Source organism: Kribbella sp. VKM Ac-2571 (genome assembly GCF_004362255.1).
Lineage (GTDB): Bacteria > Actinomycetota > Actinomycetes > Propionibacteriales > Kribbellaceae > Kribbella > Kribbella pratensis.
On the sequence record NZ_SNWS01000001.1, the window covers coordinates 200873 to 213033 of the forward strand.

Genomic DNA, 12161 nt, shown 5'->3' on the forward strand with positions numbered 1-12161 from the left:
GAACCACCGATGGCCATCCCCAGCTTCGTCGACCGCGTCACGGTGCATGTCACCGCGGGCCGCGGCGGAAACGGCTGCGCCTCGGTGCACCGGGAGAAGTTCAAGCCGCTCGGCGGCCCCGACGGCGGGAACGGCGGTGACGGCGGCAGCGTGATCCTGCGCGTCGACCCCGACGTCACGACGCTCGTCGACTACCACCGCTCCAGCCACCGCACCGCCACGAACGGTGCCCAGGGCAAGGGCGACCACCAGGCCGGCGCCAACGGCGGCGACGTGGTCCTCGGCGTCCCGGACGGCACCCTCATCAGCACGGCGAGCGGCGAGGTCCTTGCGGATCTGGTCGGCCCGGGCGCAGAGTTCGTCGCGGCGCAGGGCGGTAAGGGCGGTCTGGGCAACGCGGCGCTGGCGAGCAGTTCGCGGAAGGCACCCGGGTTCGCGCTACTCGGTGAGGAGGGCGAGGAGCGCACGCTCGTCCTGGAGCTGAAGGTCGTCGCCGACGTCGGCCTGGTCGGGTTCCCGAGTGCCGGCAAGTCGTCGCTGGTCGCCGCGATCAGCCGCGCCCGGCCGAAAATCGCCGACTACCCGTTCACCACCCTGATCCCGAACCTCGGCGTGGTCGTTGCCGGTGACACCACGTTCACCGTCGCCGACGTACCCGGTCTGATCGAGGGTGCGAGCGAGGGGCGCGGGCTCGGGCACGACTTCCTGCGGCACGTGGAGCGGTGTGCGGCGCTGGTGCATGTGATCGACTGCGCGACGTACGAGCCGGGCCGTGACCCCTTGAGCGACCTCGACACGATCGAGGGGGAGCTCGCGGCGCACGGCGGGCTCGAGGACCGGCCGCGACTCGTTGCCCTGAACAAGATCGACGTACCGGACGCCCGCGAGATCGCCGAGATGGTGCAGGCCGAGCTGGCGGAGCGCGGGTACCGGGTGTTCCCGATCTCGACCGCTTCGCACGAAGGCCTGGAGGCCTTGAAGTTCGCGATGGCCGAGATCGTCGTACGGCGGCGTGCGGAGCAGGCGAAACCCGACACCATGCGGATCGTGATCCGGCCGCAGGTGCAGGGCGGACCCGAGTTCAAGGTGAAGAAGCTGCCGGACGACGGCGGTTGGCTGGTGCAGGGCCAGAAGCCCGAGCGCTGGGTCAAGCAGACCGACTTCGCGAACGCGGAGGCGACCGGGTACCTCGCCGACCGGCTCAACCGGCTCGGGGTCGAGGAGGAGCTGCTGAAGCTCGGTGCGAACCCGGGCGACGCGGTCGTGATCGGGGACGGACCGAACGCGATCGTGTTCGACTTCGCGCCCGACGTCCAGGCCGGCGCGGAGATCCTCGCCCGGCGCGGTGAGGACCACCGGCTCGAGGAGGATCGTCCCGCGGCGCAGCGGCGGCGGGCGAAGGACAGCGAGTACCACGCCTTCCGGGAGGGCGAGCGGACCGAGGACTGGTCGGAGTACGGCCAGAACTGGGACGCCGACGAGGTCGACCTGTCCCCGGCCGAGGCGAAACGAGCAGCAGACGCTGCGGCGAAGCTGGCGCGCAAAGAGGCGCGCGAGCTGGCGACGCAGGAGCAACTCGACCAGAACGGTTGATCCATGAAACAACGCGCGGAGGCGTTGAACGCCACGCGAATTGTCGTGAAGGTCGGCTCGTCGTCGCTGACCCAGCGCGGCAAGATCGACCTCGAACGGCTCCGGCTGCTCGTCGACGCCATCGCGGCGCGCCGGGTGGAGGGCGCCGAGGTCGTGCTCGTCTCGTCCGGGGCGATCGCTGCCGGGTTGGCTCCGATGGGATTGCGGACCCGGCCGCGTGACCTGGCGACGCAGCAGGCTGCCGCTTCGGTCGGTCAGGGACTGTTGATGGCGCGCTACAGCGATGCCTTCGCGGCGCACGGTTTGCGGGTCGGGCAGGTGCTGCTGACGGTCGACGACGTGACGCGCCGATCGCACTACCGCAATGCCTACCGGACGTTCGCGCGGTTGCTCGAGCTGGGCGTCGTACCGATCGTGAACGAGAACGACACGGTCGCGACCACCGAGATCCGCTTCGGCGACAACGACCGGCTCGCGGCGCTGACCAGTCATCTCGTGCACGCCGACCTGCTGCTCCTGCTCTCCGACGTCGACGGCCTGTACGACGGGGATCCGCGCAAACCCGGTACGTCGATGGTCACCGAGATCCGTGGCGCCGCCGACCTGGAGCCGCTCGCGATCGGGAAGACCGGCTCGTCGAACGTCGGCACGGGTGGCATGCAGACGAAGGTCGAGGCGGCCGCAATCGCCACGGAGGCAGGGATCCCGGTGATCCTGACGTCCGCCGGGCGGGTCGGCGAGGCGCTTCGCGGGGAGCCCGTCGGCACGCTGTTCCACCCGACCGGCCGGCGGCGCAAGACGCGCCTGCTGTGGCTGGCGCACGCTACGTCGGGTCAGGGCATCCTGCGGCTGGACGAAGGAGCAGTCCGTGCGGTCACGCAGCGCCGCGCATCGCTCCTGCCGGCCGGAATCACCGCGGTAGAAGGCACTTTCTCGGCCGGCGACCCGGTCGACCTCGTGTCGCCGACAGGTGTCGTCATCGCCCGCGGACTGGTGAACTACGACGCATCCGAACTCCCCGATTTGCTAGGCCGCTCGACCCGCGACCTCGCCCGCGAACTCGGAGCGGCGTACGAACGCGAGGTAGTCCACCGCGACGACCTGGTGCTGCTCTAACGCCGCGCGCGGCTTCCGTGCGCCACCAGTACGACGAACTGGACGATCATGGCCAGGATCGATCCGAAGAACCCGATACCCAGCATGATCCGCAGCATCAACGCCCAGTCGAACGAGGCGTCGCCGAAGTCGAACGGGAAGACCTGCCAGACGCGGATGATCGCCACCAGGCCGACGCCGGTGATGACCAGGTCACCCAGCGCCTTCAGCTGCGGCGGATCCACGAGCAGATAAACGACGTTCGCGCCGAGTCCCGCGATCAGTGACGCGGTGACCCAGCCGAGGATCTGCTGGGTTTCGGACGTGAGGAACGACAACTGCTGCCAGCCCGGCCAGAAATGGATGGCGTAGAGCGCTGCAGCGTTGAACACGGTGGCGAACACGTAGCCCGTCCGCCTGCTGGCCCGTGAGGGGCGGCGTTCGGTTCGTTTCAGCATGATCCCTCCTCACTACGAGCTTCGCCGGAACGACTGCGGCTGTCCTGCCCCAAAGGTCCTGTTCTGCGGGGGTCCGTGGGCCCTGACGCTTGGCCGTCGTTTCGGTGAGTCTGGGACGGAGGTGTGAGGAGTCGACATGAACGTCTTGGTTGCGTACGGGAGTAAGAACGGGTCGACGGCGGGGATCGCCGACATGATCGTCGCCGCATTGCAGGCCGAAGGGCTGGTGGCGCAGGCTCGTCCGGCTGCCGATGTGAGGTCGGTGGACGAGTACGACGTTGTCGTGCTGGGCGGGGCGCTCTACGCGGGTCGGTGGCATCGTGATGCGCGAGTATTCGCGCGTCGACACATCAAGGCGCTTCTGGGCCGGCCGGTCTGGCTGTTCAGCAGCGGCCCGCTGGACGATTCTGCTGATATCGGCGAGATCCCACCCGTGGCGCAGGTCGCCAAGGTGCTCGAGCGCCTCGGCGCCGTCGAACACGTGACCTTCGGCGGCCGCCTCACCGAGGACGCCGGCGGATTCATCGCCAAGAGCATCGTCCGCAACGGCAAGGGCGGCGACTTCCGTAACCAGGAACGGATCGCCGACTGGGTGCACACCATCGCGGCGCGGCTGCGCGCCGGCACACCCGCTGCGAAGTGAGCGGCCGAGATGCAGGAGGCAGATGACATGGGAAAGCCGGACGGAACGCAGACGGACGTTCTCGAGGTGCTGCGGGGAGTGGTGGACGGTGTCAAGGCCGGGACGGTCTTCGGTGCTCCGGTGAGGCACAAAGGAATCACCGTGCTTCCGGTCGCACGGATCAGGGGTGGTGGAGGTGGTGGCCGTGGTGACAACAGCAACGGCCGCGCGGCCGACGGGTCCGGCGGAGGCCTCGGGCTGTCCGCACGGCCGGTCGGCGTCTACGTGATCGGCGACGACACGGTCACCTGGTCGCCCGCGGTCGACGTCACCAAGGTCATTCTGGGTGGCCAACTGGTCGGAATCGTCGCGCTGCTGACCCTTCGCACCCTGTTCAAGATGATCCGCGACCGCCGCCAGCAGCCTCCGCCGGAAGAACCTACGATGACCGAGTGAAACTCGCCTGGGGTCTGCTCGCCGCATGGATCGCGCACGATCTCGAGGAACTGGCGACGATGCCGTCCTTCTCGCAGCAGCCTGATCTGCCGGCACCGCTCACGAAGGTGCTGCCGATGTCGCGCAGCGAGGCGGCCACGGCCATCGGGCTGACCGGCGTCGCGATCGCGGCCGCCTCCGCCGCGGGTGCGGCCACGGGCGGACGAAGCAAGTTCTTCCAGGCATCGCTGATGGGCTTCGGCCTCCACGCCGGCACCCACCTGGCCCAGTCCGTCGTACTGCGCCGCTACACCCCGGGCCTGGTCACCACACCGCTCGTCGTCATCCCGTTCTCGCTCTGGGCCTGGCACCGGCTGAAGGCAGCTGGAGTCCCGATCGCCCCGACCGATCGCCGCCTCACCATCGCCCTGGCCGCGATCGTCCCGCTCTCCCACGCGATCGCCCGCCTTCCCCGCCTGCGCCGGACCTGAAGCCCATCACAATGCGTGTCCGGCGGCCGCCGCCACGCTCGGTGGTGCGTTCTGCGAGCGATTGTGATGGCCTGGCGATCCGCGGATCCCCACCACTCAGTAACCCGGCCGGACGGGCTACCTGTCGGGACGCCCACGCGTGATCGCGGCGAGGAGCCGGCGTTTGGTGAGTGGCGGGCGTCCGGGCTCGGGGCCGTCTGGTGAGATCGGCGTCCTTCTTCGTGAGCGTGGGGCCATACGATGAGAGGGTGAGCGAGATCATCGAGTTGGCGCGGCGGGCGCGCGTGGCGTCGTACGCGTTGGCGGAGGCGTCCCGGGCGACCAAGGACGCGGCGTTGCACGCGATGGCGGCGGCGCTGCGGGCGAACACCGACGCGATCGTCGCGGCGAACGCGAAGGACGTAGCGGCGGCACGGGATGCCGGTACGCCGGAATCCACGGTCGACCGGCTGGCGCTGGACCCGTCGCGGGTCGACTCGATGGCTGCCGGGCTGGAGCAGCTCGCCGGGCTGACGGACCCGATCGGTGAAGTGGTTCGCGGGTACACGCTGCCCAACGGGCTCGAGCTTCGCCAGGTGCGGGTGCCGTTCGGCGTCGTCGGGATCATCTACGAGGCGCGACCGAACGTGACGGCCGACGCAGCGGGCATCTGCCTGAAGTCCGGGAACGCGGTCCTGTTGCGCGGTTCGTCGTCCGCGGCCGCGTCCAACGAGGCGATCATCGCCGTACTGCGGGACGCCGCCGAGTCGGCCGGGCTACCGGCAGACGTCGTACAGGGCGTGCCGACGGATCGGGCCGCGGTGAAGGAGCTCATGCAGGCGCGCGGTCTGGTCGACGTACTGATCCCGCGCGGGGGCGCCGGGCTGATCCAGACTGTCGTCAGCGAGTCGTCGGTGCCGGTGATCGAGACCGGGGTCGGCAACTGTCACGTGTACATCGACGCGGAGGCGGATCTCGACCTCGGCCTGGAGATCCTGCTCAACTCCAAGACCCAGCGCCCGAGCGTGTGCAACGCCGCCGAGTCCCTGCTGGTGCACGCATCGGTGGCCGACGAGTTCCTGGCCCGTGCGCTGCCTGCGCTCGCCGAAGCCGGCGTCACCGTCCACGGCGATCCCAAGGTAGTTGCGATCAGCAACAACCAACCGACGCCGGACGCGGGCGCGGCCGACGACCGACCCAGCGCAGGTGGAGCGGCTGCTGTCGAGGGTGCGGGTGCGGGTGCCGCGGTGGGTTCGGTGGTGGAGGCGACCGACGAGGACTTCGGGGCGGAGTACAACTCGCTCGATCTGTCGGCGGCCGTCGTCGAATCGCTCGAGGACGCGGTGCAGCACATCCGCCGCTACAGCTCCGGTCACACCGACGCCATCATCACCCGCTCGCAGGCGGCCGCGCGCCGGTTCACGACCGCGGTCGACTCGGCGGCGGTCGTGGTGAACGCCAGCACCCGCTTCACCGACGGCGGCGAGTTCGGCTTCGGCGCCGAGATCGGCATCTCCACCCAGAAACTCCACGCCCGCGGCCCCATGGGCCTGCCCGAAATGACCTCGACCAAGTACGTGGTCACCGGCGAAGGCCAGATCCGCACCTAATCACCCGAGCAGCCGCGTCCCGTCGTCCACCTGTACGACGGGCGCCGCGTTCGAGATGACCGCGAGCGCTGCGCGGTGCTCGCCGCCTACGTCGAGATCCTGCACCTGAACACCATCCGGCACCGCCGCGCGCAGATCCCCGCGTAGTCCTTCACCGGTTGCCTTCACGACCGCCTCTTTCCGCGTCCAGTACGTCGTGAACGCCCGCGCCTTCGCGACCCCGTCGTACCCGCTCAACTCGCGCATCTCCGCGTCCGTCAACGCAACCCGAGCCACCGCATCGACATCCACCCCCGGGTCGACCTTCTCCACATCCAGCCCCACCGGCCGATCGGCCACCGCCATCCCGACCAGATCACCCGAGTGCGTCACCGACAACTCAACCCCCGCAGCCCGCACCTTCCCATGCGGCTTCCCGCACTCCGAGCACGTCCTGTCCAAGACAACCCTTGCTGCAGGCAATGAAAGCCTCTGAGCCAGCACCCGCCGCACCAACGTCACCCCCAGCAGAAACCGCGCCTTGTCCACGTCCCGCAGATAAGCCGCCAACCGCCCCCGCTCAACCTCATCCAAATCCCGCACAAACTCGTCCCGAGCCGCCCCAACCCCCACCCACCAAACCTCAACCTCCACCCCACCACCCCGCCCTCCGGTCCCTGTGCTGCGGGGGGTGCTCACACCGGGCCCGGGGTCCAGGTGAGGGTGCCTGTTCGGAGGTCGTGGAGTACCGAGTCGATCCACTTCGCCTCGGCCACGGCGACCGCGACCTGGTACTCCGTCTCGAGCAGCGCGAACCGGGGGACCGGCCGCCCGTCCACCTCCGACCGAAGCTCCAGCTGCAACTCCGCGATCCGCTTGGTCAACCGCTCGCGCCGCTGACCAAGCAACTCACCCGCGGTCGCCGGCGGCAGCAGCATCACGAACGACAACCCCGCCGGGAACTCCGGGAACTCGTTCCGCGGCGTCGTCAGGATCTCCGCCAACCACTCCCGGCAGATCTCCCGCCCCTCGTCGGTCAGGTGGTAGACCGTCCGCTCCGGATACCGCTCGTCCTGCTCCGTCGCACCGGCCGTGATCAGGCCGGCCTCCTCCAAGCGCACGATCATCCGGTACAGGCTGGTCCGCTGCCCGACGTTGACCACCTGGTCCTTGCCCCATTGCTTGATCAGCCGCTGGATCCCGTACGGATGCAGCGGCCCGTTCTCCAGCAGGCCGAGGATCGCCAGCGCCAGCGTTGAGCGTCGAAAAGTCACCCCTTCACCATAAGGTACAAAGAAACTAGTTGCAATGTAACTAGATACCATGTAACTATCGGTCTATGAGAGCAGCAGAACTGACCCAAGGCACGGTCACCTCCCGCGACGGCACCGAGATCGGCTACTACAAGACCGGCGAGGGCCCAGCCGTCGTCGTCCTGCACGGCAGTATGGAGTCGGCCCGCAGCCACACGCTCTTCGCGGAGGCGCTGGCCGACGAGTTCACCGTCTACCTCCCGGATCGCCGCGGCCGTGGACTCTCCGGCCCGCACAAGCCGGACCACGGCGTCCGCACCGAGATCGAGGATCTGGACGCCGTGCTCACCGCAGCCGGAGCCGAGCGCGCGTTCGGCATCAGTGCCGGGGGAGCCGTCGTCCTGGAAGCCGCCCGCACCCTCCCGACCCTCAAGCAGATCGCGCTCTACGAGCCCGCGATCGTCGTCGACGGTGCGCCGCATCGCGAGTGGCTGGCGCGGTTCGACCAGGAGATCGCCCGCGGCGACGTGGCCGGAGCGATGGTGACGAGCATGTTCGGCTTCGAGATGGCGCCGGCGTTCCTCAAGGTGATGCCGCGCGGCCTCCTGCGCTGGATGACGGAGAAGATGATGGCGAAGGAGGAGCGCCAGGCCGACGCCGGGGCGATCACCATGCGTCAGTTGGCTCCCACGATCCACGCCGAGGGCACGATCGTGGCCGAGCTGGGCGGCACCTTCGACAAGTTCCGCACCGTCGAGGCCGAGGTCCTGCTCCTCGGCGGCAGCAAAGGTCTTCCCGGTCTCGGTCCCGGCCGAGCGACCTTGGAGAAGGTGCTACCGCACTGCCGCCGGATCGAGCTGGACGGCTACGACCACGGCTCGTCCTCGGACCCCGGCGGCGTCAATCCCAACGGCAAGCCCGAGTTCGTACGACGCATCGCTGCCGAGGTGAAGTCCTTCTTCAAGCAGTCGTGAGCGCCCACTCGACGGCATCCGCGATATCGGAGATCGGGTAGCGCACGGCCTGCACCACCCGGTCCGCGCCCACCACCAGCACGACCCGCTTCAACCGCTCGTACCCTCCGGCCCGGAACGTCGGCAACCGCAGCGCTGCCACCAACTCCAGATCGACATCGGACAGCAGTAGGTGCGGGACCTCTTCCGCCCGGGCGAACGCCTGCTGCTCGTCGGTCCGCTGAGTACTCACCCCACGGACCGCGATCCGCTTCGACGCAAAGTCGTCGTACCGACCCGCGAAGAGCCGATTCTCCAATGTGCATCCGGCCGCTCCGGCGATCTCGTCCCATCCGTCCGGTAGTCGAGTTGGCCGTCCGGTCGCCGGGTACCCGAAGAGCACAGTCGCTCGCGCCCCCGCGTCCACCACATCAACCGTCGTGCCAGCGATCGACGGCAAAGCGACGTACGGCACGCGTTGACCCACCAGCTCCTGCAGACGTTGCGCCGGCGGCTCGTCCGCGGTGTTCGTCCCGGTGAGTGACCCGTCACCGAGCAGCCAGCGATCGCCCCAGTCCTGCAGCGCGACGAGGACCGGCAGCAGTGCGCGTCCGCGCGGCGTCAATTCGTAGGCGTAGCGCGTCGGCCGGTGCTGGTACGCCGACCGCTCGACGATCCCGCTCTCCAGCAAGCCGTTCAGCCGCTCGGTCAGCACCTTCCGCGAGATGTGCAACGACCCCGCGAGTTCGTCGAACCGCGCCAGTCCGCGGGCCAGATCGCGGACGATCAGCAGTTCCCAACCGTCGCCGATGACGCCGAGGGACTGCGCGATCGCACAGTCCGGCTCCGGCGAGAAGGTGCTCCGTCGCACGTCCGCCTCCTTGGAATCCCGGTTGCCGGCACAGCCGCCGTTCGAGTAAGTTCCCGACAGAAACTCACTGTACCGGAGGGGGCGGACGTGTACTGGCGTCGGATCGCGGAGCTGCCCACCTGGCTCAAGGCGGTGATGGTCGGCCAGCTCGTCAACGGGGCCGGCGCGCTCGCCTGGGTCTACCTCACGCTCTACCTCGTCGAGGACCGCGGCATGTCGGCGCAGCAGGCCGGGTTCGCCGCGGCGGCGTACGGCGTCGGCCTGGTCGGCGGCAACCTCGGCGGTGGGTGGTTCGGCGACCGGTTCGGTCTGCGTACGGCGGCGCTCGCGAGCCAACTGCTGTGGGCGATCGCGTGCGTCGCGATGCCCTTCACGCCGGGAGCAGCGCTAGCTTTTCTAGCAGCGCTAGCGGGGCTGTTCGGCGGGGCCGGGCGTCCCAATCTGAGCGCCCTCGTCACGACGTCGCTCCCGCCCGAACGCCGTCGCGAGGGCGTCGCGCTGTCCCGTACCGCAGCCAACGCCGGCTTCACCATCGGCCCGCCCCTCGGCGGCCTGCTCGCGGCGTACGACTTCTCGCTGGTCTTCGTCGTCGACGCCGTCACCAGCCTGGTCATGGCCGCGATCGTGTGGCGCTGGGTCCCGAGCGCGCGGCGCACAATCCGAGTGTCGACAATCGGATTGTGGAAGACCGTCCTGAGAGACCGCCCGGTCCTGATGGTGCTGGCGACGATTGTGGTGGTCGACACCGTCTACCGGCAGATCTTCGCCACGATGCCGCTGCTCCTGCGTGATGCGGGTACGCCTGCCGTCGCGTACGGCGTACTGCTCGGGGCGAGCTCGGTCGTCATCGTCCTGTTCGAGGCGCCGATCGCCGTACGCCTGCAGGGTCATCGCGCGACCCGGGTGATCGCAGCCGGCTTCGCGTGCATCGGCCTGGGGCTCGCGATCATCGGCGTCTGGCCGGCGCTGGCGGGTGCCGCGCTCGCGATCGTGGTGATGACGGCGGGGGAGATGCTCTACAAGCCGACCGCCACCGCGCACGTGGCCGATGCGGCGCCGGAGGGGATGGTCGGGCGGTACTCGAGCCTGTACGCCGCCGCCTCGATCAGCGGCATGTTCCTCGCGCCTGCGCTCGGCGGTACGACGTACCAGCACGCACCGCGACTGCTCTACCCGGTCGCCGCAGGCCTGGCGCTGGCTGCGGGCGCCGTACTGCTGCTCACTCGGGTAAAGGCGCGGGACGGCCTTCCCAGCGGGTCGACAGCACAACTGTTGTCCGGGTCCTGACCACGCCGTTCACGCGGCGCAGCGAACCGACGACAGCCTCCAGTTGGGTCACGTCGGCCACCCGAACCTTGACCACGAGCTCCTGGTCGCCGGCGACGAACCAGCAGTCCTCGACCGCGGGGATCTCGCGGACCTGGTCGACGATGTCGTCGGTCTCGACGTCGTCGCGCTGGAACAGCCCGATCAGCGCGCTCGTGCCGAGGCCGACGTGGTCCGGGGCGACCACCGCGCGGTAGCCGAGCAGTACGCCGCGCTCCTCGAGACGTCGTACCCGCTCCTGGACGCTCGGGCCGGACAGTCCGACCACTCGGCCGAGCTCGGCCCAGCTGGAGCGGCCGTTCAGCCGGAGCGCCTCGATCAGCTGCCGATCGATCGCGTCCATGGCGCCTCCTGTTCACCGCGGATTCTAAGGCCGGGAATGCTCTATGCCTTTAATTCGTTTGTGAGAGCGTACCGCTTGCCGTATAATTTGAGGTACCGGGGACAGTTCACCCCGGTTTCGCCGTACCAACCCTGTGAAGGAACCATGATCACCCCCGAAGTTGCCCGTGCCCGTATCGACGAGATGCACCGCGCCGCAGCGCAGGCCCGCCGCGCGCACGCCGTGCCGTCCACCTGGCGCCGGCTGCTGACCCGCAACGCCCGCCACAACTGACCTTCCTATCGCGACCGGTGTCCCGCGGCGAGTGTCCGGGGCCACCGGTCGCTGTCGTTCCGGCGGTCACGAGATAGGCTCTGCCTCATGTTCACGCTCCTGGTGCCGCAGGTCGCGGCTCTCGAAGAGGCCGCGGTCGAGGCTTCGCACATCTCGAAGTGGTGGTACGGCGGGTTCGCGCTCTTCGTCCTCGTCCTGCTGCTGCTCGTCACCGTCATCATGGGCAAGGGCCGGCCGCACAGCTGAGGGGCTTGGTGAAGGGCTGACGTGGCTTTCGTGGAGCGGGTACGACGCATCGGCGTGATGGGCGGCACGTTCGACCCGATCCATCACGGGCACCTGGTCGCGGCCAGCGAGGTGCAGTCGTACTTCGACCTCGACGGGGTGATCTTCGTCCCGACCGGCCAGCCGTGGCAGAAGTCGGACCGCAAGGTCTCGCCGCCCGAGGACCGGTACCTGATGACGGTCATCGCGACCGCGTCGAACCCACGGTTCTCGGTCAGCCGGGTCGACATCGACCGGCCGGGTCCGACGTACACGATCGACACCCTGCGCGACCTGTCCCGGCTGTACCCGGACGCCGAGCTGTTCTTCATCACCGGCGCCGACGCCCTCGCCCAGATTCTGACCTGGCGGGACGTCGACGAGATGTTCAAGCTGGCCCAGTTCGTCGGCTGTACGCGGCCTGGCACCGAAGGCCTCGAACTGCCGCTGGACCGGCTGCCGATGAATCGGATCACCCTGCTCGAGGTACCGGCGCTGGCGATCTCGTCGACCGAGTGCCGTGCCCGGGTAGCCAAGGGCAACCCGACCTGGTACCTGGTGCCGGACGGCATCGTCCAGTACATCGCCAAGCGTGAGCTCTACACCAACCGTTAGG

16 protein-coding genes are annotated in these 12161 nt (G+C 69.0%); 11 read left to right on the plus strand and 5 right to left on the minus strand.

All coding sequences use genetic code 11. From position 1 onward, the window contains the following. Positions 1–9: 9 nt before the first annotated feature. On the plus strand, positions 10–1593 hold the full coding sequence (gene obgE / locus EV651_RS01045) for a GTPase ObgE (protein WP_133780974.1): 1584 nt from the start codon (positions 10–12) through the stop codon (positions 1591–1593). 3 nt (positions 1594–1596) lie between these two features. Further along, positions 1597–2709 (plus strand): glutamate 5-kinase, encoded by a 1113-nt coding sequence (gene proB, locus EV651_RS01050; RefSeq protein ID WP_133780976.1) that lies wholly within the window; start codon positions 1597–1599, stop codon positions 2707–2709. Here proB and EV651_RS01055 read toward each other — a convergent pair. Then, on the minus strand, positions 2706–3146 hold the full coding sequence (locus EV651_RS01055) for a hypothetical protein (RefSeq protein ID WP_133780978.1): 441 nt from the start codon (positions 3144–3146) through the stop codon (positions 2706–2708). The genes proB and EV651_RS01055 overlap by 4 nt on opposite strands. 136 nt (positions 3147–3282) lie before the next feature. On the opposite strand from EV651_RS01055, the gene EV651_RS01060 reads away from it, so the two are divergent. The 4 genes from EV651_RS01060 to EV651_RS01075 all read left to right on the plus strand — a co-directional run bounded on the left by EV651_RS01060 (position 3283) and on the right by EV651_RS01075 (position 6283). Then, positions 3283–3789 carry a flavodoxin domain-containing protein gene (locus EV651_RS01060; protein WP_133780980.1) on the plus strand — a complete coding sequence of 169 codons (507 nt, stop codon included), beginning with the start codon at positions 3283–3285 and terminating at the stop codon, positions 3787–3789. A 9-nt stretch (positions 3790–3798) separates the two neighbouring features. Further along, complete coding sequence (locus EV651_RS01065; RefSeq protein WP_202870108.1) at positions 3799–4224, plus strand: spore germination protein GerW family protein; 426 nt, start codon at positions 3799–3801, stop codon at positions 4222–4224. Next, positions 4221–4694: an HXXEE domain-containing protein gene (locus EV651_RS01070; RefSeq protein WP_133780982.1), complete on the plus strand. Its 474-nt coding sequence runs from the start codon at positions 4221–4223 to the stop codon at positions 4692–4694. Before EV651_RS01065 ends, EV651_RS01070 begins: the two co-directional genes overlap by 4 nt. A gap of 248 nt (positions 4695–4942) precedes the next feature. Beyond that, the gene (locus EV651_RS01075) at positions 4943–6283 is read left to right on the plus strand and encodes a glutamate-5-semialdehyde dehydrogenase (protein ID WP_133780984.1); all 1341 of its coding nucleotides are present in this window, start codon (positions 4943–4945) and stop codon (positions 6281–6283) included. Here EV651_RS01075 and EV651_RS01080 read toward each other — a convergent pair whose 3' ends face one another. Both EV651_RS01080 and EV651_RS01085 read right to left on the minus strand, forming a co-directional pair. Beyond that, entirely contained in the window at positions 6284–6655 is a 372-nt protein-coding gene (locus EV651_RS01080) for a 4'-phosphopantetheinyl transferase superfamily protein (protein WP_133780986.1), read from the minus strand. A gap of 302 nt (positions 6656–6957) precedes the next feature. Next, positions 6958–7536 (minus strand): PadR family transcriptional regulator, encoded by a 579-nt coding sequence (locus EV651_RS01085; RefSeq protein WP_202870109.1) that lies wholly within the window; start codon positions 7534–7536, stop codon positions 6958–6960. Between the two features lie 65 nt (positions 7537–7601). On the opposite strand from EV651_RS01085, the gene EV651_RS01090 reads away from it, so the two are divergent. Then, positions 7602–8489: an alpha/beta fold hydrolase gene (locus EV651_RS01090; RefSeq protein WP_133780990.1), complete on the plus strand. Its 888-nt coding sequence runs from the start codon at positions 7602–7604 to the stop codon at positions 8487–8489. On the opposite strand, the gene EV651_RS01095 is transcribed toward EV651_RS01090, so the two are convergent. After that, positions 8476–9339 carry a winged helix-turn-helix transcriptional regulator gene (locus EV651_RS01095; protein WP_133780992.1) on the minus strand — a complete coding sequence of 288 codons (864 nt, stop codon included), beginning with the start codon at positions 9337–9339 and terminating at the stop codon, positions 8476–8478. The two genes, EV651_RS01090 and EV651_RS01095, sit on opposite strands and share 14 nt — an antisense overlap. 87 nt (positions 9340–9426) lie before the next feature. Between EV651_RS01095 and EV651_RS01100 the strand changes: the two genes are divergently transcribed. Continuing rightward, the gene (locus tag EV651_RS01100) at positions 9427–10626 is read left to right on the plus strand and encodes an MFS transporter (RefSeq protein WP_238156573.1); all 1200 of its coding nucleotides are present in this window, start codon (positions 9427–9429) and stop codon (positions 10624–10626) included. Here EV651_RS01100 and EV651_RS01105 read toward each other — a convergent pair. Beyond that, on the minus strand, positions 10559–11008 hold the full coding sequence (locus EV651_RS01105; protein ID WP_133780994.1) for an Lrp/AsnC family transcriptional regulator: 450 nt from the start codon (positions 11006–11008) through the stop codon (positions 10559–10561). The genes EV651_RS01100 and EV651_RS01105 overlap by 68 nt on opposite strands. 144 nt (positions 11009–11152) lie before the next feature. Between EV651_RS01105 and EV651_RS42890 the strand changes: the two genes are divergently transcribed. The 3 genes from EV651_RS42890 to nadD all read left to right on the plus strand — a co-directional run bounded on the left by EV651_RS42890 (position 11153) and on the right by nadD (position 12160). Continuing rightward, a complete protein-coding gene (locus EV651_RS42890) occupies positions 11153–11281 on the plus strand; it encodes a hypothetical protein (protein WP_255512140.1) in 129 nt (42 codons plus the stop codon). 87 nt (positions 11282–11368) lie between these two features. Then, positions 11369–11527 carry a hypothetical protein gene (locus tag EV651_RS41145; RefSeq protein ID WP_165546626.1) on the plus strand — a complete coding sequence of 53 codons (159 nt, stop codon included), beginning with the start codon at positions 11369–11371 and terminating at the stop codon, positions 11525–11527. Positions 11528–11548: 21 nt separating this feature from the next. Continuing rightward, positions 11549–12160, plus strand: coding sequence for a nicotinate-nucleotide adenylyltransferase (gene nadD, locus EV651_RS01110; RefSeq protein ID WP_133780996.1), 612 nt, complete (start codon positions 11549–11551; stop codon positions 12158–12160). The last annotated feature ends 1 nt before the right edge of the window (position 12161 follow it).

Bases quoted from the DNA above. Each gene is read 5' to 3' on its own strand.
- obgE (WP_133780974.1), top strand. From the start codon at position 10: ATGGCCATCCCCAGCTTCGTCGACCGCGTCACGGTGCATGTCACCGCG.
- proB (WP_133780976.1), top strand. From the start codon at position 1,597: ATGAAACAACGCGCGGAGGCGTTGAACGCCACGCGAATTGTCGTGAAG.
- EV651_RS01055 (WP_133780978.1), bottom strand. From the start codon at position 3,146: ATGCTGAAACGAACCGAACGCCGCCCCTCACGGGCCAGCAGGCGGACG.
- EV651_RS01060 (WP_133780980.1), top strand. From the start codon at position 3,283: ATGAACGTCTTGGTTGCGTACGGGAGTAAGAACGGGTCGACGGCGGGG.
- EV651_RS01065 (WP_202870108.1), top strand. From the start codon at position 3,799: ATGCAGGAGGCAGATGACATGGGAAAGCCGGACGGAACGCAGACGGAC.
- EV651_RS01090 (WP_133780990.1), top strand. From the start codon at position 7,602: ATGAGAGCAGCAGAACTGACCCAAGGCACGGTCACCTCCCGCGACGGC.
- EV651_RS01105 (WP_133780994.1), bottom strand. From the start codon at position 11,008: ATGGACGCGATCGATCGGCAGCTGATCGAGGCGCTCCGGCTGAACGGC.
- EV651_RS42890 (WP_255512140.1), top strand. From the start codon at position 11,153: ATGATCACCCCCGAAGTTGCCCGTGCCCGTATCGACGAGATGCACCGC.
- EV651_RS41145 (WP_165546626.1), top strand. From the start codon at position 11,369: ATGTTCACGCTCCTGGTGCCGCAGGTCGCGGCTCTCGAAGAGGCCGCG.